The sequence below is a fragment of the Halodesulfovibrio sp. MK-HDV genome (genome assembly GCF_009914765.1).
In the GTDB taxonomy this organism is placed as follows: Bacteria; Desulfobacterota; Desulfovibrionia; order Desulfovibrionales; family Desulfovibrionaceae; genus Halodesulfovibrio.
On record NZ_WYDS01000002.1, the window covers coordinates 35,867 to 60,929 of the forward strand.

Below are 25,063 nucleotides of genomic sequence, written 5' to 3' on the forward strand. Positions count from 1 at the left end.
CCCCTTTTGTACTGACAGAAGGTCTGGATCTATTCGTCTTGGATTGTGCAGAAGCTTGCAGGCACTGTGTTGCAAGGAAACAGCAACATACAATACTGACAAGGGTTACACAAAATATTGTCGAATTTTTCCAGTGGTGCAATTACCGTTCTCTCAGAGCGTTTTGTTTTGCCTTTAAAATTGGTTTCAGCAGATAGTCGAGAACAGATTTTTTACCTGTCAAAATATCAACTGAAGTTGTCATACCGGGAATAATTGGCAAGTTCTCTCCCCGATACATAATAGTATTGGTTTTTGTGCGTAGTTTTACAAGATAAAAACTTTCGCCACGCTTGTCTTCAATTGTATCAGCGCTAATTTGTTCTACGTAACCCTCGAGTCCACCATAAATAGAAAAGTCATATGCTGTAATTTTGATCATTGCTTTTTGCCCCGGATGCAAGAATGCAATGTCAGCAGGACGCACACGTGCTTCAACAAGCAATGTATCATCAAGTGGTACAATTTCCAGAATAGTATCACCCGGTCTAATAACCCCGCCAAGCGTGTTAGCTGCAATCTGTTTAACTGTGCCGCGCACAGGTGCACGCAAGTCGGTACGTGTTACACGGTCGTGACCGGCAGCCATTGCTTCGCGTAAAGAACGCATTTCAACACGGCGTTGGTTGATTTCACGATGTGCTTCGTTTTTAAATTCTGCATAGCGCTGTTTTGTCCGTTCTCCGGCTTCTTCTGCGGCTCTGCGGATACGTGGAATCGCAAGTGACAGTGCTTCAATGTCACCTTGCAGCTGAATTAGGTGCTCTTCAAGCTGAAGGTAATCGATTTTTGGGTAAACTTTCTTCTTCATAAGCGGGCGGGCAATGTCGCGACGTTGTTTTGCAATATTATGGCTGGAAATAAGCTGCTTTCGCTTACTGATCATTTCCTGAATCTCTTGGTCTCGCTGAAACTGCTGTGAAGCGAGTACGCTGAGTTCACTTTCCAGTTTCATCTTACGTGAGTTGTAGATGGATATCTGATCTTCCACCATCTGTGGCGCTTCTTTTGTCAGATCTTCAGGATAGGCAAGCGGAGTGTCGTTTGCTTCTGCTGTAAGGCGTATGATCGCTATTTTATGTTCAAGAGACTTTGACTCTGCGTCACGAACAACACTTTCTGCCTGTTCATTGTCGATGCGGACAAGAATCTGTCCTTTTTCAACAATCTGACCTTCGGTTACAAGCAGTTCGCTTAAGATTCCGCCTTCGAGGTTCTGCAATTCCTGAATCTTTCTGGACGGAACAACAGCGCCCATGCCGCGGGTTACTTCATCAAGTACTGCGTAATTTGCCCATACTCCGAACGCGATAAAAACGAGAACGATAAATATAGAGAGGAGATATGCTTTGGGGTGACCGCGATGACGCAGGGCGGCATCAACTTCACTCATGAATTCAATATCTTCATTTCTAAAACGAGTTTTTTTCATGGTGATAGACTCCTACGCCGCTCTTGTCGGTGCTTTTTTGATCTGATCTTTTTTCAACGCTTCAAGAACTGTCGCTTTAGGGCCATCTGCTACTACCTTCCCGTTATCCATTACTATAAGTCTATCAACAACATCCAGCATGCTAAGGCGGTGCGTGATGAGAATAAGTGTCTTACCCGGCACGATATGCGCTAGTTTGCGCTTAAATGTGAGCTCAGAGCCGTTATCCATGTTGGAACTTGGTTCGTCTAAGATAATGATATCCGGATCGGTCAAGAGCGCCCGAGCCAGTGCAATGGATTGGCGCTGACCACCGGAGAGCGACATGCCGCGTTCACCGACCTGTAGGCCGAAACCGGCAGGGCTAGACTGAACAAACTCTGTAACGCCGGCAATGGATGCTGCGCGGAGAATCGCGTTTTCATCTGCCTGCGGGTTACCTATGGCGATGTTGTCGCGCACCGAGCCGTAAAATAGATAGTTATCCTGTGATACATAGCCGGTACGGGATCGGAGGTCGGCTATATCCATTTGGCGGATATCAACGCCACCGAGTTTTACTGCGCCTTCTGTAGGACGGTACAGACCAACGCAGAGTTTGCCGAATGTACTCTTACCGGAACCCATTCTGCCGATAATGCCTACTCGTTCACCTTTACGGATTTTTAAGTGAGTATCTTCAAGCGCAAAACGTTCTGCATTTGGATATTTAAAAGCAAGTGAATCAAAAGTGAGTGACGCGTCCAGCTTCTCATAGCTGATACCAGTGTATTCATCCTGAGATTCCGTAGGAAGCTGCATAATCATATCGAGAGATTTTAGTGCCATGCGTGACTGCTGCAAGCGTGAGAGCATTCCAGCAATCTGGCTAAGCGGTGCCATTGCACGACCGGCGAGGATGTTACAGGCGATAAGACCACCCATAGTTAATTCACCTTCGCTGATACGGTATACACCGAATACAATAATAAAGACTGAAACGGTTTGAGCCGCAAACATTGTGAAGGTCATAGAAAAGTTTGCAAGGCGTTTTGCGCGGTTGCTGGAAGCAGCACTCATGCCGACTACTTTTTCCCACATCTGCTGCATGTGGCCTTCAGCCATGCTTGTTTTTACTGTTTCAATGCCGTTAATGATTTCGATAAGCAGGGCGTGTTTTTGCGCACCCTCTTTGTAGCCGGATTCAATGGCACGCTGGAACGGAAACTGTAAAATGATGCCGACGAGAATTACGACGGGGATAGCAAAAGCGGGAATAAGCGCCATTGGCCCGCCGATGAAATGAATAAGCGTGAGGAATATGAACAAAAACGGTAAATCAACGATAGCGAGCAAGGTTGTCGAGCTGAAGAATTCACGGAGTGATTCAAATTCTCGCAGGTTGTTCGCCATTGTTCCTGTGGAGTCCGGCTTGTCATCCAGACGCAACGCCATAATGTGTTGCATAAGCCGAGAAGCGAGGATGATATCAGAGTTTTTCCCTGCAACGTCGCAGAAGTAACTCCGGAGGTTGCGGAGTATAAAATCAAACAGAAGTGCGATACCGATACCAATAGCCAGTACCCAAAGCGTATCAATCGCGTTGTTAGGTACTACCCTGTCGTACACGTTCATAAAGAACAGCGGTGAGGCAATGGCAAGCAGGTTGATGATGATGCTTGCAAGTCCGACATGCTTATAAATTGGTAAGAAATAAAGAATGGTATCCCAGAACCAGCGCTTTGTTTTTAACAGTTTTAATTGGCTGGCTCGGCTGTCGAGACGTCCTTTAATCTGCCCGAAGATTACATAGCCTGCGTATTCTTCCTCGAGCTTGTCATTCAGAACAGAAATCGGCGTGCTATTCATTTCTGGAAAAATAACTTTTGCGTGTGTTTCTGTCAGGGATGTGAGCACTCCCGCGCCCTTGTTCTTAAGAAGAATAATGCAAGGAAGGGTGAGTGTAGAAATTTCTGCGAGAGAATTACGACGCACAGCCTTGGCATTCATACCGGCTTGTGTAGCAGCACGCAGGCAGGCCGAGGTGTGCGATTGTGTTCCGTGTTCTGGAAGACCGGCCTTGAGTTGTTCAAGGGTGAGTGGTTTTCCGAGTAATGAAAAGAGGTGTACGAGAGAGCGCAATAGGGGTGATTCAAAATCAACATCTGACGGCAGTGGGGCATCAACTATTGTTTTAGGCCCTGCGGGAGGCTGCTGGTTTGGTTGTGCAGGGTTGCTGGCGTCGTTTGAGGCGGGCTGTTGAGCTTGTTTGGGTGCAGGCTGTTGAGCTTCTTCTTTCGAAGATTTCCCTGTGTCGTCCGGTTCGGATTTAGCAGTAGCTTCCGGCACAGGCTGTTTATGATTAGAATCAGGCATGAGCGCTCCCTATATTCATACTTCCATTGTTGATAACAAGGAAATACTAATAACGTGTAGTAATGTATCTAATATTTTCCCACAAAATTTTGAAAAAGTATACACGAGACAATGCTATTAACTCTATGTGAGCCGCGTGTTTTCACGTGTAACTATCATTCGGTATGACATGTAAAGAGGTGTAAGATAATAATATGTTGGCACAAAAAATCTAGTTAGGAGATAGCTGTTGTTTATTCAATGAGTTACATGAAATGTCAGCACGAATGCCGACCCTATCGTAGCACAGAAGACATCTTAGAGGTTGTTTTTCTCATAAATTTTCACATGAGATATTGTATATAATACTAAGTTGTTAAAACTATATTGTTTTAAACATATCAGACGAGGGAAGCTGTTTTCGTGGATTTCAAATGTTTTGATAGGATTGTGGATAGTGTAAAAACTGTTTTTTCTTGAGAAGTTATGTTGATCCGCGTATACGAAAATAGTTGTGGGCAGGGCTTTGGGGGGAACATACCAAGTCATGTCTACTATTAGGGGGCTTGCTTTATTTTTGAGTAAGTGAGTGAACATATCAGGAGTGCTTTAATGAAAAGAATGTACGCGTTGTTAGTAATGACTGCGGTACTGTTGGGATGTGTGAGTGTTGCTTCAGCAGAAATTTCGTTGAAAGAGACAGTGCTTGCAACATTGAAAACATATCCGCGTATTGCCGCGCTTGAAAGTGAAAGTAAGGCTGCAAAGCAGGATAACAGATCTGCATGGGGTGGGTACCTTCCAGACGTAGATGCAACCGGTTCATACGGACCGACACAGCATAATAGTCCTACCACTCGTTTTCAGGGTAGAGAAGACGAATGGCGCGGAGCACTTGAAGGCCGTGTCAGCATTACTCAGCTTCTTTATGATGGTCGGTTTACCCAGAGTCGCGTTGAGCGTACTGAGGCCTCATACAAATCTTCACAGAGCCAGATCATAGATGCTGGTGAACGATTTGGTCTTGATGCTGTTATTGCACATCTTACCGTAATTCGGAATAAGGCTCTTGTTGAGCTTGCAGAAGATAACGCACAGCAGTACCGGGATATTCTTGTTTCTATGCAAGAACTCGTTGATGCTGGCGGCGGCAGTGTTGCTGACCTTACCCTGACTCAGGGTCGTTTGGCTCGTGCTCTTGCAACACTTGCTACACAGCATAGTGAGTATGAAATTGCTGTTGCACAGTACACACGTTTGACCGGTATGGATCCGGAAGAGCTTGAAGATGTAGAAGTTTCTGATGCTGCACCAGTTGATATTGAAACAGCATTCATGCGCATGCAGTCCGAAAACCCGAGTCTCGATACTCGTAAACACGAGCTTGATGTCGCGCAGGGACTCATCGACGAACGCGAATCGTACTACTATCCTAAATTTACTGGTGAAGGTTCATACAACTACACTGAAGAAATGCAGGGTGTAACAGACTACACCACTGATTTCCGTTTCGCTGTAGTAGGTTCATGGAATCTGTACAACGGTGGTAGCGATCTTGCTGCAACCCGTGCAGCAGTCGCTCGTAAAGTGACAGCTCATGAAGACTTCCGTGATACCATTGATGAGCTTTACAGACAGGTTGCTGCAACTTGGAGTGAACAGCAGGCTGCATACGAACAGGTTGAACAGTACAATAGTGCTGTTGGCTTCAACGTAGAAACACGTGACGTTTACGCTCAGCAGTTTACTGTTGGCCAGCGCACCTTGCTTGACGTTCTCGATGCAGAAAATGAATTATTTGTTACCCGCGGACGTCTGGTGTCAGCAAAAGTGAACGTGCTTATTGCTTCCTACCGTCTGCTCGCCCTTGGTGGCGGACTTGTACCTTCCTTTGGTTTACAGGCATCTGATTACGTTTCAGTGGCTGAATAGTACAAGAGTGAATTGAATTTGAAAGTGGGGGGAGAGAAATCTCTCCCCTCTTTTTTTATGTGAAATTTATGAGGAAGGACGATGATGAGCACTCATGATCTTTCAGTAGAAGTTTATGCAGGGGCACCTGCATTGGATTTCGATAAGCAATTTGCAGGAGCGAAAAAACGTATTTTCCTGCATGCAGCAATTTACAATCGCTTTGCAGAGAATGCTGCTGTCAGTAATGCGCTTGAGTCTGCTCTTGCTTGTCCTGATGTTACTTTGCAGGCTGTTCTGTTGCCCGTGTGGCGTGATATCGTCTGGATGGATGCTGCATGTCAGCTAGTGCGTCCCGAGGGCTCTCGTGATGACATGCTGAAAAAGGCAGAAGTGTCCCGGGAGTTTTTCTTGCGGCTGGCGAAAAAGTATCCACAGCAGGTCACAATATATGAAGGCAAAAGCTTCCCCGCGTTTCCGCTTGTGATTGTGGACGAGACTATTTTTTGCGGCCATTACGCACATTCGCAAGTGTTGGCACCGGAAGGGCTATGGATGCAACTGGCTGTGCCTACAGGTTTATTGCGACATTTAGCTGATTCAAAAGTTCATTCTTTTGAGTACGATGCACACTGTGAACATCAACTAGGTACACAACAGCTTAGTAAGAAGAAAGAAATGTCACCGCATGAGCGGGCAGTCTTTAGATATATTCAGGAGTGGAAAGAGGCAAAGGGTGCGGTGATTACGTCGTAGAAGTTGTCTTTTGTTCTGCAAGAGCGCGTGGGAGCGTTATGCGGAACAGTATTCCGTGTGCGCGGTTTTCAGCACTAATGGTACCATCATGCTGCTCGGCAACTTTTGAAACAAGGGCAAGTCCTAGTCCTGTACCGGGAACACTTTCGCCTTCAGCGCGGGAAAACGGTTCAAAAATAGAAATCAGCTCAGCCGACGAAAGCGTACGGTAGAACGAGTTGAAAATTTCGACACTGACAGTTCGTGAACTTGAGAACGTTGCGGCTCTGATTGTTCCTTTATCTTTTGAAAACTTAAGCGCATTTGACATCAAATTGCTGATAGCAAGATTGACCATCGGATAGTTGCAGGTGATGACGCAATCATGTGAAAAGTTTGTCTGCACTACGAGTTCTTTTCGTTCAATAATCGGTGCACTTTTGCGCAATAATCGTTGAACAGTATCGGTGAGGTCGCAGGCGCCAATTTCGCCGATCTGCGTGTTAAGTTCCATTTTAGATAGCTTAAGAATTTCTTCAATCAATCCATCAAGTTCAGCGACTTCACCCCGAATAGAGTTTAAATGTTTGATGACATTTTTATAGTCGTGTTGTTCACAGCTAAGATATGCCAGTTCTTCAGACATTTGAATTCTTGTAAGCGGGCTGCGCAGTTCATGCGAAATGTTGGCTGTGAGTTCGTGCCGAAAGCGTGTCATCTGCTCAAGGTTGTCTGCCATAATATTGAACGTGCGGGAAAGGCGACCCACTTCATCGTCATCAACAGGCACAACTCGTTCGGAAAGATCACCGGTTGCAAAGTTAATTACTTTTTCTTCTAAATCCTTAAGCGGGCGTAATGTCCGTGTTATTAACGGAAGCACAATCAGCCCGATCAAAAGACCGGTTCCGGCGGTAGGCACAAGGAAATCTATAAGAATTTTGTGCGAAGGCCACGTTGTCTGCTGTACTATGGCAATCTTACCTTTGCCGTTCCATAGTGAAATCGGAAAAATAAGCACTTGCAGTTCGTCTGTTTCCAGAGAACGGAAGAAAGCAAGCTGGATGTCATCCTTGAGCGTTTTGGTCGAAAAAATAGTGTGGTCAGGGATAGCCGTATTTGGGCTGGTGATTATGCCACCACTAGGTGTGATAACCCACAGATACTCGGCTTGAAGTGTGTGCTGCAAGCCGGGTAGTACCTGTGAAATTTCACGCAAAGTTGCTGCTCCTTCAGGGTGCGGAACAACGTTCAGACCTGCAAATTCAGTATTGAGCAGCGTCGAGATCATCGGAATAGAGCGGACAATAGACCGTTCTGCGTCCCGATGCATTGTTATGGAGAACAGGATAACGTAAATTGCTAAGCTGAGCGCAAGAATTAAAAGAAATGTTGCGATCAGCTTAGCAGAAATAGACTTGAGTACCATTAGTCGCTCAGGAACATGTACCCTTTGCCCCACACTGTGCGGATGCGGTGAGCATGCTCGTTGTATGGCTTTAAAATGTTGCGTAGTTTAGATATGTGTACATCAATACTACGGTCATAGGCATTAAATTCACGTCCCCAGACCTTAGTCATAAGATCGTCACGGGAGAATTCGTGATTCGGGCTGCGCATGAGCTCTGCCATGAGCTTTGTTTCTGTTGGAGACAATGTAATGTGCTCATTGTCGATAACGAGAATTTGTCTACTTGCTTCTAGCGCAAGGCCAGCACATTCGATCTGATGTGAAGATATTTTGGCTGTGCTGTTGTCGAAACGGCGTAAAATAGCTTTAATGCGGGCTAGAAGTTCGCGTGGGTTAAATGGTTTTGAAAGATAGTCGTCTGCACCTAATTCCAGACCTACAATACGGTCTGCGTCGTCCCCGCGTGCGGTAAGCATAATGATCGGGATAGTAGATTCCGTGCGGATATCGCGAAGGACTTCCAGACCGTCTTTGCCCGGAAGCATGACGTCAAGAATGATAAGGGACGGAGCAATGTTGCGGATGCTTGAAAGAGCATCGTGCCCATTGAGAATGGATACGATGTTAAAACCTGAATTTTCTAAATATTCAGTTAAGAGATCTTGCAACTTCGCATCGTCATCGATGATAAGGATTGTTTGTTCCATGGATAGTGCACTTGGTTATGTTGTTTCGTGTCTGTAAAACACACGTTTTTTTGGAAAATACCAATGTTGTAGTAGGGGGCCGATTACTAAAGTTAATATTGTAAAACGTACTTTAGCAAATGTCGGAGGACAACATTGGTTAGCAAGTGTAAATATTACGTTGTTAAATGATTCCCGATAACAGAAAAAGAGTGCTTCACGCGCTCTGGTGTGATGATTGAAAGTAGTTAGTTATCAGGTAAATTGCTTTTGGGTTATATAAGAAAAAAGTATAGAAATAAATACGCAAGCTGCAATTGTATAAAATACATTGTAACGTAAGAATATAATTATATCTTATGACCCGATAAAAAGTAATATTATGTAATTGTCTTACCTTTAAGCCATAACTCTATTTGTTTCAATGGGATACATTTATTGTTTTAAATTCAAGGTAAGATTGAGTGTCTCTATAGCATGTTACGGAGGATGAATGAGTATTGCATCAAAGCGCATTGGGTGGATTGGGACAGGCGTAATGGGTAAATCTATGTGCAAACATTTGATAACATCTGGTTGCACTGCCTTCGTATACAATCGTAGCGCAGAAAAAGCGAAAGAACTTACTGACCTCGGTGCTACTCTTTGCAGTTCACCAGCTGAAGTTGCAGCCAACAGTGATATTGTTTTTACAATTGTCGGATTTCCTCAAGATGTCGAAGAAGTCATTCTTGGAGAAAACGGCGTTATTGCAAATGCTAAAGAAGGTACAATTGTTGTAGATATGACAACATCTACACCGTCGCTAGCAAAGCGCATTGCAGAAGTTGCTGCAGCTAAAAACATGGCAGCACTTGATGCTCCGGTATCCGGTGGAGATTTAGGTGCACGCGAAGCCACTTTGGCAATAATGGTCGGTGGTGATTCCGAAACATACGCTACAATGCTTCCATTTTTTGAAGCAATGGGCAAGAACATTCAACGGATGGGCGAAGCCGGAGCAGGACAACACTGCAAAATGGCTAACCAAATTTTGATTGCAGGAACAATGATCGGTACCGTTGAATCCCTTCTCTATGCAACAAAAACAGGAATGGACCTGGACCAAGTTATCGATGTGATCGGTAGCGGCGCAGCTGGTTCGTGGTCAATTAACAACCTCGGCAGACGCATCGCTAAAAAAGATTTTGATCCCGGTTTCTTCATCAAGCACTTTGTAAAAGACATGGGCATCGCGCTTGAAGAAGCTGCAAACATGAATTTATCCCTCCCGGGACTTGCAATGGCAAACCAGTTTTACGTAGCTGCAAAAGCTCAGGGGCTTGAAAATCTCGGTACTCAGGGGTTGTACAAAGTATTTGAAGCAATGAATCAGGCTTAGTCTTATGACAAGGCTCTAGGTCTTGCCCTTGAGGATGCCTTCGGCGAACCTACGGTGTTTGCCGCTTTGCTATCGCTTTCCGTAATCTCTCGTACCTCGAGAACGGCTACCGTTCCGGCGGTTTAAGAACCCTGTTGCACTGTCGCTATCTGTAATCTCTCATTCTTCGAGAACAGCTACCGCTTTGAAAAAGGGCTTCTTAAAAATCTCCTAAAACTTTTATCTGCGAGGCTAGCCCGTTGTTTTCATAACCTCGCGGCTTACGCATCACTACCTTTCTAAAATAAAAAAGGCTGTCCTTCATATGAAGGACAGCCTTTTTTATATCTCTAGTCAGTGAAGTGAAGCCGCGTGAAAAATATTTCTACGGAATTTCATCGCATAATAAAAAGTTTTGAAGGGGGTCTGGGGGAAACTTTGTAAAAAGTTTCAGCCCAGCCGCCGGAGGCAACCTTCTGAAGGCAATAGTCTCCTGACAAAGCGTCGCAGACTTGCCAACGACTTGCTGACGACGTTGTAGCTACCGCAGATTAATTGGCAGCTTCTTCCTTGAGTTCATAAATAATCTCCTGAAGATTTCGTGCTTCGTCGTGCAGTGCAGAAACACTTTGTTCGGCGTTGCCAGCCATAGCGCGTGACTCGTTCGCAATGGCATTAATTTCTTCAATAGATCGTGTAATTTCTTCAGATGCAGCTGATTGTTCTTCAGCAGCGGTTGCGATTGACTGAACCTGCGCTGCGGCAGCATCGGCCATATCAACAATCGATTCGAGCATTTCACCAGAAACTTGTGAACGCTGTGCCGTGGATTGCATTGCTTCCGCAGATTCTTCCATGCCTTTGATGTTCTTTTGTGCAAGCTGTTGGATCGTGCTGATGCTGCTGCCAACTTCGCTTGTTGCACCCATGGTTTTTTCTGCGAGCTTACGTACTTCATCCGCAACAACAGCAAAACCTCGGCCTGCATCGCCTGCTCGGGCTGCTTCGATTGCTGCGTTAAGTGCGAGCAGGTTTGTCTGGTCAGCGATGTCGTTAATGATGGTCATCACCTGACCGATTGCATCAGACTCTTTGCCCAGCTGGTTCATGTTGTTCTGTAGAATACTCGTAATTTTTTGCAGATCGGTAATAGCAGTAATGGTGTCATTAACAACGGTCTGACCTTCTGCTGCCTGACGTCTGGAGCGTTCTGTACGTTCTGCTGCATCGCTTGCATTGCGGGCAACTTCAAGTACGGTCGCGTTCATTTCTTCCATTGCTGTAGCAGTTTCGCTGATTCGTGTGAGCTGAACATCTGCCCCTTTTTCCAGCTGACGGCTTGTGGCTGCAAGGTCTGTTGAGCTGGCGTTAATACTGCCTACCAAACCAGTAAGACGCTCTGCCGCGGTGTTAATACCTTCGCTTGTGGCAACTGATGCTTGCTGCATTGCTTCTTCAGCTCGTGCTGCTGCCTCGCGAGCGATTGCTGCCTGTCGGTTTGCTTCTTTTTCTTTAACTGCCATGTCATTAACGTTTTCACGTAATGTTTCTGCCATGATAGTAAGGGATGCTTGCAAATCAGCGATTTCGTCGTTCCCTTCAGTCTCAATTGTGACATTAAGATTTCCGTGTGCAATTTCCTGAGCAACCTTGTTCGCCTGTAAGACTGGAGTAACGATAGAACGAACAAGGAAAAGACAGAATGGAGCGAATCCGAGTAAAAGAATAATGCCAATGATAGTCATCTGGAAAAGCATGTTCTTTTTCATGGCGCTATCAAATTGATTTTGAAGCATTTGCTTATGCTTTTCGACGTTATCGATGTAAACGCCTGTTCCAATCCAATATGGCGTTCCTTCAATCATTTCTGCATAAGCAAGTTTCGGTTGGTCGCCTTTCCCCGGTTTGTTGAAAACGTATTGTACAAATTTGCCACCGGCAGCGGCAGCATTTTTTAATTCCCGAACGAAGTATACGCCGTTTTTATCTTTTACCTGACCTAAGTCTTTACCAATAAGAGACTTTTTGGTCGGGAGTGCAACGTTGGTTGTGCCCTCGTAAATGAAAAAATATCCTGAACTATCTTTCTTAAAACGAGGTTTTTCCACTGCGTTTTGCATAATGCGATACTGTGTTTCTTTATCACTGATTCCGGATAGTTGGGAGCTAATGGCTAGTGCTAAAGAATGTGTTGCGACTTTGAGTGTTTCCTTTTCTCCATTAAGCATAACTTTTTGCAAATGGAGAACTGCGTCGTCATTTGATTGCATTGTTGAACGAGCATTGAACAGAAGTATTCCTAAAATGAATAACAAAAAAACTGTAAGCAGTAGAAATACTCTTGCCCTAATTGTAATCTTCCTAAACATGTAGCCCCCTTGAGTAATAAGTCCATATCGTGCGGTGGATATAATCTTATCGGCAGGGTGGAACTAATGTTAATGACTGCTTTGAAAAAACATGTAAACAAAACAGCAAGTTGTTATTGTTGGCTTGAGTGGTGAACTGTTTGTTATCGTTATTATAGGTAATTATTGAGACTGCTTAACAACCTGAGTTAGTGAAGTGTTAGAGTTTGCTGCGCACGCAGAAAGAGTAACTAAAAGCGAGTTAGTGAGTGTTTACACTGAAGGTGCAGTTAGTTTGAATATTTGACGTGAATACTACAGTGAAAGTGTAATTACATAAAAAAAGAAGGGCGCATAAGCGCCCTTCTTTATAGGTGACTAAGGAAAGTGTTGCAGATTACTTAAGGTTTTCTGCAAGAAGCTCAGCAATGTGAGTTACTTTCATGCCGTTTTCACGAACATTGGAACCACCGCGCAGGTGCAGGAGACAACCCGGGCAGTCAGCAACAAGACGTTTTGCTTTAGTTGCTTCAATGTTGGTGAGTTTTTTATCCAGAAGAGTAGAGGAAAGTTCTGGGAATTTAACGGTAAATGTACCGCCAAAGCCACAACAAACATCTTCTTCTGCGGAAGGAGCGTATTCGCCAGCCATGTCGATGAGGTTACGAGGCTGCTCAATAACTTTGAGTTCACGACAAAGGTGACAAGATGAATGGTATGCAACTTTTTCGTCAGATTTGTTGAAGTCGTCAGTGGTAACACCGAGAACATCATGAACGTAAGATGAGAAGTCGATGATCTTAGCAGAGAAACGTTTTACTTTTTCTTTGTAATCACGGTCGCCTTCAAGCAGTTCAACGTAGCTTTCTTTCAAGTGGGAAGCACAGGAAGCACAAAGAGTTACGATGTAATCGCAGTTAGTGCCTTCAAATGCATCAACGTTCTGTTTAGCAACGTCGATGGTAACCTGTTTTTCACCCATCATCTGCACTGGAAGACCACAACAGCTCTGCTCCATTGGGTAGTCGATAGCAACGTTATGGCGAGCCATAACTTTTACTGCTGCTTCCATCTGCTCTGGGTATACAAAATCCTGAACACAGCCGGAGAAAAGAGCAACGCGGTGTTTAGGGTTGTGTACCATTGGCTTGATTTCGCTAAAGCGATCGCGGAACGGCTTATCTGCAATAGTTGGGAAAGAACGGAAGCCCTGATCTTTCATAAACATGAGTGGTAAGTGACGCAGGTATGGACCTTTTTTCATAGGTGTCTGAGCCCATTTACCGAAGCGAAGCAGGGAGTGGAACAGTTTGCGGTTTTTGAGAACTTTACCAAGAAGGGTAGTCTCAATAGGCATTCCGCTGTCCTGGTTGATGCGTGCGCGGAGTTCTTTAATAAGACCCGGCAGATCGATACCACCTGCACAAATGCTCTTACAAGCACCACAGTTGATACAGTTGTGTACGAGGTTCTTCGCTTTTTCTTCACCGTGGAAGAAGTAAGTAAGAATGAGGCCGATTGCGCCAATGTAGATGTGACCCATTTTGTGACCGCCAACAAGACGGTAAACAGGACAAACGTTCGCACAAGCACCACAGCGTACGCAGCGGAAAATCTGAGAGAACATTTCATCTTCAGCAATTTTAGAACGACCGTTATCAAGGAATACGATGTGCATTTCTTTTTTCTGGTCTTCTGCGATTGCGCATTCGTTCGCACCACCGATCCAAGTTACGTAAGAGGTCAGAGTCTGACCAGTTGCGTTACGTGGAAGAACTTTCAGCGCGGTAAGAGCGTCAGTAAGTTTAGGAACGAGTTTGTCGATACCAGCGATTGCAACGTGGATACGTGGTGCAGTCGTGGTCAGACGTGCGTTACCTTCGTTGGTTGCGATACCGATGTGGCCATTTTCTGCAACACAGAAGTTAGCACCGGAGATACCCATGTCTGCATCAGCAAAATCACGACGTAATTCCTGACGTGCAACTTTGGTCAGTTTTTCAGGGTCCGGCTCAAGCTCACGACCGGTTCTTGCAGAGAACAGATCCTGTACCTGGTAACGGGAAAGGTGAATCGCAGGCATAACCATGTGGGATGGACCCTCATGACGCATCTGGATGATCCATTCGCCGAGATCAGTTTCAACAACTTCATACTTCTCGTCTTCGAGGTAGTGGTTAAGAAGTGTTTCTTCAGAGGTCATGGACTTTGACTTGATGATTTTCTTAACGTTGTTGTCTTTTGCAATTTTAGCGATCAGAGCGTTAGCTTCTTCAGCATCTTTTGCAAGGTGAACGTGCACACCGCGTTTTTCAGCTTCTTCGGTGAACTGCTTCAAAAGAGCTGCGTTGTTTTTTACAGCGTAGTCTTTGCAATCAGCAATTTGTTTAATGAGAACTGGCTCATTGATATCTGCAAAAGCCTTTGCACGGTTGATACGGTAACCGACAGCAAATGCGTCCATGGATTTACGCAGAAATTCGTTATCAAGAGCTTCCTGCATGTCTTCGCGGTATTCTTTAAGATTATTAGCATTATGCATGATTAGTCCTCCAGGAGAAGAATGTGGAGTTCGAGTGGGCCGTGTGCACCGATAGCAAGTGTGCGCTCGATGTCAGCTGTACGGCTTGGGCCAGTGATGAATGCGGTGTAAGCAACGCCGTCCATCAGATCGAGCAGAAGTTTTTCTGCTGCGATGGAGTCCTCGTACAAGCTGGAAACAGAAAGCACAGCGATGTGTGTTTCGGAAACCATAGTAGCGAGGCGCAGTTCTTCTCCGTTGGACTGCTGAACAATGGAACCTGTGTCGCACAGGCCGCCGTCAGCAATGGTAAATCCTGCGTCGATGCCAGCCATATAGCCGCGCATGCCGGATTTGATGAGTTTTACGCTGGTGCCTTCACAAGCTTTTGCGAGAGCTGCGTACTGGTCATCGGAAAGTTCTGGTGCAGCCAAGATCTTTTCATCAGAAAATTCTGGCTGTACTGCGTCTGGGCTGGAAGGGATAAGAAGTTCGCATGGACTTTTTGCAGCAACATACTTTGCAGCGTATGCAAATGCTTCATCCATGGATTTGATGCTGGTAACTTTCGCTGATACCAGTTCTGCTTTTTCAGTAAAAAGCTTTTTCAGGTCGCTCATGTGACACTCCTGAGACTATGGCGTTCCATAGGAACACCGCTGGACATACCCTTCACCGCTGCATCCTGAAAAAATCAGGCGGGTTTGGTGTATGCAGAACAGCAACCGTAATGGTTGTGAATCTCCTCATCGGATGAATGTCGTACAGAATTCGGTCTTCCGGACAAATTCAGCAAAGCGGCAACAAGTATGCTTTGCTCGTACGGTACACTCAACTTTTCTACTGTGTTCTAGAATGACAGCAGAAAAGAAATGCATATGCAGTAATGCAATCCGTACTTGATTTGTGGCAACTGATTCGGGCTGGCTGGGCGTAATGCTATTCTGACTTCTCAGACAGTTTTCGACAAAGCCTATTGTAGTTAAACGCGTTATCAACAAGTTCAGCGCCGCGTTTAATTTTAACCAGTTCACGAAGTTTTTGGCTGTTCAAAATGAGCTCCATACGTCTTGCGACAGTATATGTATCATCTGCAACCTGAATAACAGGCACGCCAAGTTGTTCGGAACGAGCACGTACAATCTCGTTAGGAGTAATGTTGCCTGTCACGATAAGACAAGGGCAGCCACCTTCCATAGCGATAAGCTGTAAGTCTGTTCTGTCACCACCAACAATGGTGGCAAGATTGGATGACTGGCGGAAATATGTCATGAAATTTTCCACCTGCATTGTACCAATCAAGAAGCTTTGAATTATCCGCTGGGATTGTGAATTACCTGAAATAATTTTCCCTTTGAGGCGCCATGCGAGTTCTGATGCTTTAATAGCGTTAAGCATAGGGTCGCGTGGAACCGTTCCGAATACATCAACGTCGTTCTTTTCTAAGAAAGGAATAAGGATGTCTTCAGTATCGCGTGAAAAATCTTCCGGTACGTCGTTAAACAGTACTCCGAGCATATCGTCGCCGAGTGTATTTTTGATATTGAGAATAGCATCATAATTGAGCCTGTCCCGGCGATATCTATCAACGAGTAATGTTTTTAATCCTAGCGTCTTCGACAGTGTAATCCCATCCACACCCCTATGGGTTCCGGTATATTGGATGGATCCACAACCGCCGACGAGCATAACGTCTTTGTCTTTGGAAATGGTGTTGTAGGCACTTTGGATGGCAGCCAAAGCGTCTGTTTCATCTGAGAGAGTAGTGGCTCTCAGGTTGTTTGGAATAATTACCGGCGTAAGTATATCCGGAGAAATCTCGAGACCGAGAAGTTCCTGGATGACGATGGCGTCCTCATCTCCGAAAACATCATCTACTCGTTTGGGAAGTGACCCCACAGGCTTCATATAACCCACACGCATACCGCGTCGTTGCATCTCCAGCCCTAAAGCCATCAACACAATATTTTTACCCGCAAATGCGTCTGTAGAACCTATGTAAATTCCGATCATGTATTCCCTCCGAAGATGCTTCGGGATATACCTCTTTCGGCAAAATGGCAAATGCCGGAGCAGAAACCGGCACGTTTCTGCTCCGGATTTTTATCGCAAATAAACTGAAATACTAGGCGAGTACTTTTACAGTAGCCTGAGCGATTTCGAGTTCTTCGTTTGTTGGGATAATAAGAACTTCAGTCTTACCACCAGCGTTCAAAGAGCGCTCAGTGCCACGACGTGTAGCGTTTTCTTCGAGATCAATTTTGATACCGAAGAGATCCATGTCAGCACAAACCATTTCACGAACGATGTCGTCGTTTTCGCCGATACCAGCGGTAAATACGATAGCGTCAACATTGCCGAGTGCAGCAATGAAAGAACCAACGTATTTTTTGATACGGTAAACGAACATGTCGAGAGCAGTTTTAGCTTTTTCGTTGCCTGCTTCTACTGCAGCGTGGATGTCACGCATATCGCTCATGCCGCAGATACCGTAGAGACCGGATTCTTTGTTCATGAGTGTATCCATTTCTGCACCAGTGAGACCTTTACGGTCCATGATGAAAGGAACGAGTGCAGGGTCGATATCGCCACAACGGGTACCCATCATGAGACCTTCGAGAGGTGTAATGCCCATGGTGGTGTCAACGCATTTGCCTGCTTTAACAGCAGACATGGAGCAGCCGTTACCGAGGTGACAAATAACGAGGTTAAGGTCTTCAGGTGCTTTACCGAGGAATTTAGCTGCCTGTTTAGCAACGAAACGGTGGGAAGTACCGTGGAAACCGTAACGACGGATCTTGAGATCTTCGTAAAGGCTGTACGGAAGCGGGTAGAGGAATGCTTTCTCAGGCATGGTCTGGTGGAATTCGGTATCGAAAACACCAACGTTAGGAGTGCCTGGGAAAAGATGTTCACAAACTTCAATACCAGCAAGGTTTGCAGGGTTGTGCAAAGGACCGAGTGGAATGTATTTGCGAATGATATCTTTTACTTCGTCAGTTACTTTAACGGATTCTTTGATCTCTTCGCCACCGAGGAGTACACGGTGACCGATTGCGTTGATCTCAGATTTGTCTTTGATTACGCCGTCGTTTTCGTCTGTAAGAAGTTCAACAACACGTTTCATAGCAGTTTCATGATCTGCAAACGGTTCGTCGATAACAACTTTGCGTTCGTTGTCTGTATCTGGAGCGAGCTTGTTAACAAGCTTACTCATATCCTGACCGATACGTTCTACGAGACCGGAACAAAGTGCGGTTTCGTTTTCCATATTGATCAGCTGAAATTTAAGAGAAGAAGAGCCGGAGTTAATTACGAGTACGTTCATCTATTTTATCCTTTAAAATGGCTTGGCTAGATAAGCCCTTTTTCTGCCTGTGCCTGAATTGCTGTAATGGCAACAGTGTTTACAATATCTGCTACGGTGCAACCGCGAGATAAGTCGTTAACAGGCTTATTGAGTCCCTGCAAGACTGGACCGATTGCTACGGCATTTGCAGCTCGCTGTACAGCCTTGTAAGTGTTGTTGCCAGTGTTGAGGTCAGGGAAGATAAATACAGTGGCCTGACCGGCAACTTCTGAATCAGGAAGTTTTGTAGCAGCAACGTCTGCATCGATCGCAGCATCATACTGGATTGGGCCTTCCAACATGAGATGAGGAGCGCGTTCTTTTGCAATTCTTGTTGCTTCAATAACTTTTTCTACGTCTGCACCTTTACCGGAAGAACCAGTAGAGTAGGAAAGCATTGCAATGCGTGGGTCTACATTGAAGATGCGTGCAGTGTCAGCTGAACCGATTGCAATTTCAGCAAGCTGGTCAGATGTAGGGTTCGGGTTCACGGCGCAGTCACCGAATACGAGAACACGATCTTTCAGGCACATGAGGAATACGGAAGAAACAATAGAAGCTTCCGGTTTGGTTTTAATAAACTCAAACGCAGGGCGGATTGTGTGGGCAGTGGTGTTAACCGCACCGGATACCATGCCGTCTGCATCGCCTTTTTTAACCATCATGGTGCCGTAGTAAGTGGTATCACACATGGTGTCACGAGCGTGCTCCATGCTGATGCCTTTCTTTTTACGTGCTTCGAAGTAGGTTGCTACGTAGTCGTCAAATTCAGGGGCAAGTTCCGGCTGAATAATGGTAACATCAGAAAGCTGAAGACCTAAATCAGAAATTTTCTGCTTAACAACCTCAAGGTTGCCGAGAAGAATAATGTCTGCAACACCGCGACGGTTGAGCATTTCTGCCGCACGCAAAATGCGCTCTTCCTGACCTTCAGGGAGAACAATACGCATTTTGTTGGATTTAGCCTTCTGGATAAGGTTAAATTCAAACATCTTCGGAGTAATTTTTTCAGATTTACGAGAGATAACGCGACGGGAAATTTCCGCTGTGTCTACGTTGTCTTCGAAAATACCGAGAGCAGTTGCAACGCGGCGGCTGTCCTGCGGGTCGATACGTCCGTAAAGCTGGTTAAGAGCCTGAATAGCAAGGTAGGTGTGCTGTTTTACGCTGATTACAGGAATCGGAGCAGCAGACCAGCCTTCTACGAGGCGACGAACATTCTTTGCCATTTCAAGACCACCGGTCAGTACGATACCGGAGATATCCGGGTACGCGGAAGACATACGGGATGCGAGAGTAGCAATGATGATGTCAGAACGGTCACCAGGGGTGATAACGAGGCTGGCTTCTTTTACGTAATCGAGGAAGTTGCCAATTTGCATTGCGGCAATGCACAGGTCGTCAACGCGAGTATCGAGGCGATCTTGACCGTAAACGACTTCACCGTCGAGCCACTCAGCCACGTCTTTCATGGTTGGTTTGCTCAGGGTAGGGTCTTCAGGGATGATGTAGACAGCAAGTGCTTTATCTGCATCGTCTTTAGTGCTGATCTGGGAAATGATGTCAGCGCAATGCTCGGAAGTTACTTCTGCACGGTTGATAACAGCAGCAACAATGTCGAGTCCTTTGTCTTCAAGGGAATCGAGTGTGAGCTTGGTAGAGCTGATGATTTCTTCACAGTCCTGCTTCTGGCCGTTGATAACAACAAGAACAGGAGAGCCTAAGTTAGCGGCAATGTCTGCGTTGAGATCGAATTCGAATGCTGCATCTTTACCAAGGAAGTCAGTTCCTTCGCAAAGAACAAAATCGTATTTGTTGGCAAGCTGGGTGTACTTGTTCAGGATATTCTCAAGCAGAATGGAACGCTGACCGTTGTTGATCAGTTCACGAGCCTGATTGAGGGTGTACGCGTAGGTATCCTCATATGGGATATCCATGCCGAAGTATTCAAGAATGAGGTTAATATCGTGGTCTTTTTTGCCATTTTCATCATCGTTGATGATTGGGCGGAAGAACGCAACTTTTCTGATGTCTTTGGTGAGCAATTGCGTCATGCCGAGGACAACAGCAGATTTACCTGTTCTTGCTTCGGTAGCTGTAATGTAAAGGTTATGGGACACGAGGACTCCTTGCATATCCACTGATACTAGCCAATTTTATCGAACCTGCATCCCCAGAACCGTTTTCTGAAGGATACTTTCTGCAGACCGATGACAAACCCGTACACTGCGCTATTGCGGTATAAAATTCAAGCCCTTACGCAGAGTGACTTGCGTGAAAGACCGAACGATACCAGATAGGCAATGTACGGATTTGTTTCAGTCTGTAAGTTCAGGACTTCGTCACCGAACCATAAATCGCTAAGCGACTACAGGGTTTCAGCGTAGAGTTCGATGCTATGCTTCACTTCCACGTCGTCGCGGTTTTGTGAAAGCATATCGTTCATCTGCATCATACAAGCTGGACAGCCTGTTGATACAATCTGAGCACCGGTATCAACAATGTTGTTACGCTTACGTCCACCGATCTTTTTAGAAAGATCGTAATGGTATAATGTGAAGGTACCGCCACATCCACAGCAACGGTCAGCTTCGTCCATTTCTACCAATTCGTAGTTGTTATTCATGCGGATAAGGTCGCGTGGCTGTTCAGCTACGCCGAGGCCCTTCTTAAGGTGACAAGAGTCATGGAAGGTTACCTTTTTTCCGCCTTTAGGAGTTTCGCCTTCCGGCTTAACACCAAGAACGTCAACGAGGAATTCGTTGATATCCATTGCCTTAGCGGCAATCTTTTCAATTTTTTTCTGTACGTCGGCCGGGTACTCTGTACCGTACTTAGGCCAGTATTTCATGATGGTGGAAATACAGGAACCGCAAGGGGCGATAATATAATCGTACTCGCCCTCTGCAAAGATTTCCGCATTGTATTTTACCATCTTGTCATAGGCTGCTTTATCGCCTGCTGAAAGAGCAGGGATACCACAACATGCCTGTGTTGCAGGCATCCAAACGCCAACGCCGTGGTGCTTGAATACTTTAAGGCATGCTTCGCCCATGTTGGTGTACATTTTATCTGCTACACAGCCTGGGAAGAAAAGAACTCGGAGACCGGATTTTCCGGCAGGAGTATCAATAGTTCCGTATTTAGCGTGCAGAGATTTAGTAGCAACCGGATTAAAATGACGGTTGCCGATAAATGGCTCGAGCAAAGGTGCTTTACGGGTAGCCTGAGTTTCAGATGCTTTTGAAGTCATAAGGTTCTGGAATTTAGAACCGAAATCAAGAAGCATGTTGAATAACTTAGGGTTACCAACCATACCGCGCAGTACCATTTTCTTCACTGGGGAAAGGCCCATGTACTCGTTAACGATGCTACGAGCCTTAATGAAGATATCACTGATTTGTACGCCGGATGGGCAGTTAGCGCCGCAAGAACCACAAAGCAGACAACGGTTCAGAGCTTCCTGAACGCCTTCTGCGTCGTTAATAAGTTCTGCTGCAAGACGCTCGAGCAGGGCAATTTTACCACGGGTTACGTCAGACTCCCTCATAGTTTCGGAGAAAACTGGACATACAGCCTGACACATGCCGCACTTCATGCAAGCAACCATCTGGTCGTCCAGCTCCTGAAGGAGCTTCGCTAATTTAGTAAGATCTGCTGACATATTACTAACCCGCGATGATTTTGCCAGGGTTAAGGATGTTGTTAGGATCGATCGCACGCTTCATATTGAGAGAGTAGTCAATAGTTGCGCGGGAAGTTTCCTTTTCCATCCACTTAGATTTCGCCATGCCGATACCGTGCTCGCCGGAAAGAGTACCTTTGAGAGAAAGAGCTACATCAAAGATGTTATCAACAGCTTCTTCTACACGGTGGAATTCTTTTTCGTCGCGACGGTCACAAAGAATAGTAGGGTGCAGGTTACCATCGCCAGCGTGGCCGAAAGTACCGATTGCAAGGTCGTATTTCTTTGCGATGTCGTTGATTGCTGCAACCATTGCAGGAATCTGGGAGCGAGGCACTGTAGCATCTTCAAGAACAGTGGTCGGCTTTGCGCGAGCAAGAGCTGGCAGCGCGTTACGACGAGCTTCCCACAGTTTAAATTTCTCTTCAGCGTCTTTTGCAACGTGAACAGCGGTTGCGCCAGATTTAGTGAGACATTTTTCAACGAGAGCGGCTTCGTCTGCTACCTGACCCGGGTGGCCATCTACTTCAATAAGAAGAATAGCAGCTGCTTCTACAGGAAGACCAGCTTTGGTGTATGCTTCAACGTGCTTAAGAGCTGCCTGATCCATGAACTCAAGAGTACAAGGAACAACGTGTGCAGCGATGATGGAAGCAACAGCTTCAGAAGCTTTGTTAACATCGTCAAATACAGCCATCATAGCTTTAGAAGCTGCTGGTGGCGGAGTAAGTTTGAGGATGATTTCGTTGAATACACCAAGGGTGCCTTCAGAAGCAGCCATAAGACCAGCAAGGTTGTAGCCGGTTACGCACTTAACAGTACGGGAACCAGTTTTAACGAGCTGACCGTTAACATCAAAAAAGTCCATGCCCATAACGTAGTCTTTAGTTACGCCGTATTTGAGACCACGAAGGCCGCCAGCGTTTTCTGCTACGTTACCACCGATAGTGGAAACAGCCTGTGAACCCGGATCTGGAGGGTAGAACAGGCCGCGTTTTGCAACTGCCTGTGCGAACTGAGCTGTAACAACACCAGGCTGAACTACAGCGTAAAGATCTTCTTCGTTAATTTCGAGGATCTTGTTCATGCCGTTGGTGAGAACAACAATGCCGTTACGTTTGTCAGGGATGGTACCACCGGAAAGGTTGGTGCCAGCACCGCGAACGGTAATAGGACAGTTGTTTTCGTTACAAAGAGCGATAACTTTGCCCAGTTCTTCAGAATTGGTCGGGCGAACAACCAATGCAGGGGTTACAGGATCGAGCACAGCGGAGTCATATGAGTATGCCTGGCGCTCTGGCTCTGAAGTAAATACGTTTTCACTGCCTACTACGGCTTCAAATTCTTTAGTCAATGACGCACTAATCACGGAGTTCTCCTCAATAATCATGTTGTCTAAATCGGTAACAGTCTGTTCACAATAAACCGGCAACAAACAGACTGACCGTACCTTTTAAAAAACGGGGCACACTTCCGCAGTAGCCCCGTTCTTCAATACACTAGCAAGAAAAGCTGGAGACAGCCGCAGGGACTGTCTCCGGCAATGTATACTCTAGAAGAGGTTCGGGAACATTACGATGCAAGCTGATACCATGATACCAACTACGATACCGTACAGGAGGAAAGGACCAGCGGTACGACGAAGGATGGCGCCTTCACGACCGGAGAGGCCTACAACTGCACAAGCTGCAACGATGTTATGGATACAAACCATGTTACCCATGCCACCACCAACTGCCTGAGCAGCAACGATAAGCTGACGAGGTAAGTCAAGCTGAGTTGCCATTCCCCACTGGAATTCAGCGAAGAGAAGGTCAGATACAGTGTTGGAACCGGTAATAAATGCACCTAAGCCACCAACGAAGGATGCAAACATAGGCCATGCACCACCGAAGATGTTAGCTGCAACTTCTGCCAATGCCAGAGGCATGGAAGGAAGACCTGCAGGGTTGTTAGCGGAAAGACGGAAGATAGATACCAATGCTACTGCGAATACGAGAGCGATGGTAGGGTTCTTCATCTTAGCGATAGCTTCAGTCCAAGCTTTTTTGGTGTTCTCGCCACTCATGCCGTGGAGGCCGATGGTGATGAGAGCAACAAGTACGAATGGAATGGTACCTGGCAGGTAGAGGTATTTAATAGCGTTTTTAATTTCAGGGTGACCAAGGAAGCCAGCGTCGAAGCCGATAGATACGCCTGCGAGCATGCTTTTAAGGCCGAGTTCTGGAATACGGGTGATAACGAGGATCGCACCGATAAGAATGTAAGGAAGCCATGCACGGAACTGAGACATGTGAGCAGTAAAGTCGGTTGAACCGCCGCCTTTCATATCGCCAGTCCATTCTGGATCCCATTTAGTGTGATCACCAAAATCAAAGTGATCTTTAGGCATGCAGAAACCGTTTTTAGCACCAAGGATGATGATACCGAGACCTACGAGACCACCGATAAGGGATGGGAACTCAGGTCCAACGAGCCATGCGAATGTGAGGTAAGGCACGAGGAATGCGGTAGATGCAAAAAGACAGAATTTCCATGCGCCAAAGCCTTCTTTCCAGCTGCGGTTCGGCCCGAAGTAACGGGTGATGAAACCAAGCATGAAGATAGGAAGGATGTAAATCATAGGTGTGTTGAAAACAGTTGCCCACTGGCCGATTACAGCATTGAACTGATCAGCAGATGCAAAGTTGAGACCTGGGATGCCAGCGGCAACAGCCTGGTCTACGAGTGGACGAACGTATTTCAGACCGAGAATAACCGGAGTACCAACAGCACCGAAAGTTACTGGGAAAGAGTTAAATACGAGGCAGAGAACTGCTGCTGCAAGCGGCGGGAAGCCGAGAGAGAGGAGCAGTGGTGCAGCCAGAGCAGCTGGTGTACCAAAGCCTGCCGCGCCTTCGATGAAGGCTGCGAACATGAAACCGATGATGATTGCCTGAACGCGGCGGTCACCGGAAATCTGCTGCATACCGTACTGAATAGTTTCCATACCACCGCTGTACTGCAGTGTGTAGAGAATAAGGATCGCACCAAAAACAATGATCAGTACGGAAATTGCTGTGATAAGGCCGTGGAAAGACATTGCAGCTACGTAGCTAGCGTCAAGTCCCCAACCTGCCATAGCACCAAGAACAGCACATGCCCAAGCAACAGGCATAGCCTTAGTTGCAGGCCAGCGAAGACCTACCATCAGAATAAGGGCTGCCAGAATAGGCAGAATAGCAAACATTGCTAACATAATAAAAACGCTCC

Annotated in this window: 16 protein-coding genes; 3 read left to right on the forward strand and 13 right to left on the reverse strand. The window is 46.0% G+C overall.

What is annotated here, in order from left to right:
• Positions 1–142 precede the first annotated feature (142 nt).
• Together MKHDV_RS01755 and MKHDV_RS01760 are read right to left on the reverse strand one after the other, a co-directional pair.
• Positions 143–1,471: an HlyD family type I secretion periplasmic adaptor subunit gene (locus MKHDV_RS01755; protein WP_160711657.1), complete on the reverse strand. Its 1,329-nt coding sequence runs from the start codon at positions 1,469–1,471 to the stop codon at positions 143–145.
• Positions 1,472–1,483: 12 nt separating this feature from the next.
• A complete protein-coding gene (locus MKHDV_RS01760) occupies positions 1,484–3,826 on the reverse strand; it encodes a type I secretion system permease/ATPase (protein ID WP_160711659.1) in 2,343 nt (780 codons plus the stop codon).
• Between the two features lie 591 nt (positions 3,827–4,417).
• On the opposite strand from MKHDV_RS01760, the gene MKHDV_RS01765 reads away from it, so the two are divergent.
• Both MKHDV_RS01765 and MKHDV_RS01770 read left to right on the forward strand, forming a co-directional pair.
• Complete coding sequence (locus MKHDV_RS01765; RefSeq protein ID WP_160711661.1) at positions 4,418–5,737, forward strand: TolC family protein; 1,320 nt, start codon at positions 4,418–4,420, stop codon at positions 5,735–5,737.
• Between the two features lie 81 nt (positions 5,738–5,818).
• Positions 5,819–6,472 carry a hypothetical protein gene (locus MKHDV_RS01770; protein WP_216846834.1) on the forward strand — a complete coding sequence of 218 codons (654 nt, stop codon included), beginning with the start codon at positions 5,819–5,821 and terminating at the stop codon, positions 6,470–6,472.
• Here MKHDV_RS01770 and MKHDV_RS01775 read toward each other — a convergent pair.
• Together MKHDV_RS01775 and MKHDV_RS01780 are read right to left on the reverse strand one after the other, a co-directional pair.
• Positions 6,462–7,880 carry a HAMP domain-containing sensor histidine kinase gene (locus MKHDV_RS01775; RefSeq protein ID WP_160711665.1) on the reverse strand — a complete coding sequence of 473 codons (1,419 nt, stop codon included), beginning with the start codon at positions 7,878–7,880 and terminating at the stop codon, positions 6,462–6,464. The genes MKHDV_RS01770 and MKHDV_RS01775 overlap by 11 nt on opposite strands.
• Positions 7,880–8,569 carry a response regulator gene (locus tag MKHDV_RS01780; protein WP_160711667.1) on the reverse strand — a complete coding sequence of 230 codons (690 nt, stop codon included), beginning with the start codon at positions 8,567–8,569 and terminating at the stop codon, positions 7,880–7,882. The genes MKHDV_RS01775 and MKHDV_RS01780 overlap by 1 nt, the downstream gene beginning before the upstream one ends.
• Before the next feature lie 472 nt (positions 8,570–9,041).
• Between MKHDV_RS01780 and MKHDV_RS01785 the strand changes: the two genes are divergently transcribed.
• Positions 9,042–9,929 (forward strand): NAD(P)-dependent oxidoreductase, encoded by an 888-nt coding sequence (locus tag MKHDV_RS01785; protein ID WP_160711669.1) that lies wholly within the window; start codon positions 9,042–9,044, stop codon positions 9,927–9,929.
• A gap of 530 nt (positions 9,930–10,459) precedes the next feature.
• Here MKHDV_RS01785 and MKHDV_RS01790 read toward each other — a convergent pair.
• The 9 genes from MKHDV_RS01790 to MKHDV_RS01830 all read right to left on the reverse strand — a co-directional run bounded on the left by MKHDV_RS01790 (position 10,460) and on the right by MKHDV_RS01830 (position 25,049).
• On the reverse strand, positions 10,460–12,277 hold the full coding sequence (locus MKHDV_RS01790) for a methyl-accepting chemotaxis protein (protein WP_160711671.1): 1,818 nt from the start codon (positions 12,275–12,277) through the stop codon (positions 10,460–10,462).
• A 376-nt stretch (positions 12,278–12,653) separates the two neighbouring features.
• Positions 12,654–14,798, reverse strand: coding sequence for an L-lactate dehydrogenase (quinone) large subunit LdhH (ldhH, locus tag MKHDV_RS01795; RefSeq protein ID WP_160711673.1), 2,145 nt, complete (start codon positions 14,796–14,798; stop codon positions 12,654–12,656).
• A gap of 2 nt (positions 14,799–14,800) precedes the next feature.
• On the reverse strand, positions 14,801–15,397 hold the full coding sequence (locus MKHDV_RS01800; RefSeq protein ID WP_160711675.1) for a lactate utilization protein: 597 nt from the start codon (positions 15,395–15,397) through the stop codon (positions 14,801–14,803).
• 319 nt (positions 15,398–15,716) lie between these two features.
• Positions 15,717–16,790: a DRTGG domain-containing protein gene (locus MKHDV_RS01805; RefSeq protein WP_160711677.1), complete on the reverse strand. Its 1,074-nt coding sequence runs from the start codon at positions 16,788–16,790 to the stop codon at positions 15,717–15,719.
• A gap of 112 nt (positions 16,791–16,902) precedes the next feature.
• The gene (locus MKHDV_RS01810; protein WP_160711679.1) at positions 16,903–18,105 is read right to left on the reverse strand and encodes an acetate kinase; all 1,203 of its coding nucleotides are present in this window, start codon (positions 18,103–18,105) and stop codon (positions 16,903–16,905) included.
• A gap of 26 nt (positions 18,106–18,131) precedes the next feature.
• Positions 18,132–20,246, reverse strand: coding sequence for a phosphate acetyltransferase (pta, locus tag MKHDV_RS01815; RefSeq protein ID WP_160711681.1), 2,115 nt, complete (start codon positions 20,244–20,246; stop codon positions 18,132–18,134).
• 248 nt (positions 20,247–20,494) lie between these two features.
• Positions 20,495–21,790 (reverse strand): (Fe-S)-binding protein, encoded by a 1,296-nt coding sequence (locus MKHDV_RS01820; RefSeq protein ID WP_160711683.1) that lies wholly within the window; start codon positions 21,788–21,790, stop codon positions 20,495–20,497.
• 4 nt (positions 21,791–21,794) lie between these two features.
• The gene (locus MKHDV_RS01825; RefSeq protein ID WP_160711685.1) at positions 21,795–23,180 is read right to left on the reverse strand and encodes an FAD-binding oxidoreductase; all 1,386 of its coding nucleotides are present in this window, start codon (positions 23,178–23,180) and stop codon (positions 21,795–21,797) included.
• 183 nt (positions 23,181–23,363) lie between these two features.
• Complete coding sequence (locus MKHDV_RS01830; protein ID WP_160711687.1) at positions 23,364–25,049, reverse strand: L-lactate permease; 1,686 nt, start codon at positions 25,047–25,049, stop codon at positions 23,364–23,366.
• Positions 25,050–25,063: the final 14 nt, after the last annotated feature.

What these genes read in the sequence shown, in the direction of transcription:
- MKHDV_RS01805 (WP_160711677.1), bottom strand. Translation starts at nt 16,790, where the DNA reads ATGATCGGAATTTACATAGGTTCTACAGACGCATTTGCGGGTAAAAAT.
- MKHDV_RS01770 (WP_216846834.1), top strand. Translation starts at nt 5,819, where the DNA reads ATGATGAGCACTCATGATCTTTCAGTAGAAGTTTATGCAGGGGCACCT.
- MKHDV_RS01755 (WP_160711657.1), bottom strand. Translation starts at nt 1,471, where the DNA reads ATGAAAAAAACTCGTTTTAGAAATGAAGATATTGAATTCATGAGTGAA.
- MKHDV_RS01790 (WP_160711671.1), bottom strand. Translation starts at nt 12,277, where the DNA reads ATGTTTAGGAAGATTACAATTAGGGCAAGAGTATTTCTACTGCTTACA.
- MKHDV_RS01775 (WP_160711665.1), bottom strand. Translation starts at nt 7,880, where the DNA reads ATGGTACTCAAGTCTATTTCTGCTAAGCTGATCGCAACATTTCTTTTA.
- ldhH (WP_160711673.1), bottom strand. Translation starts at nt 14,798, where the DNA reads ATGCATAATGCTAATAATCTTAAAGAATACCGCGAAGACATGCAGGAA.
- MKHDV_RS01800 (WP_160711675.1), bottom strand. Translation starts at nt 15,397, where the DNA reads ATGAGCGACCTGAAAAAGCTTTTTACTGAAAAAGCAGAACTGGTATCA.
- MKHDV_RS01810 (WP_160711679.1), bottom strand. Translation starts at nt 18,105, where the DNA reads ATGAACGTACTCGTAATTAACTCCGGCTCTTCTTCTCTTAAATTTCAG.
- MKHDV_RS01830 (WP_160711687.1), bottom strand. Translation starts at nt 25,049, where the DNA reads ATGTTAGCAATGTTTGCTATTCTGCCTATTCTGGCAGCCCTTATTCTG.
- MKHDV_RS01780 (WP_160711667.1), bottom strand. Translation starts at nt 8,569, where the DNA reads ATGGAACAAACAATCCTTATCATCGATGACGATGCGAAGTTGCAAGAT.
- MKHDV_RS01820 (WP_160711683.1), bottom strand. Translation starts at nt 21,790, where the DNA reads ATGTCAGCAGATCTTACTAAATTAGCGAAGCTCCTTCAGGAGCTGGAC.
- MKHDV_RS01760 (WP_160711659.1), bottom strand. Translation starts at nt 3,826, where the DNA reads ATGCCTGATTCTAATCATAAACAGCCTGTGCCGGAAGCTACTGCTAAA.
- MKHDV_RS01785 (WP_160711669.1), top strand. Translation starts at nt 9,042, where the DNA reads ATGAGTATTGCATCAAAGCGCATTGGGTGGATTGGGACAGGCGTAATG.
- MKHDV_RS01765 (WP_160711661.1), top strand. Translation starts at nt 4,418, where the DNA reads ATGAAAAGAATGTACGCGTTGTTAGTAATGACTGCGGTACTGTTGGGA.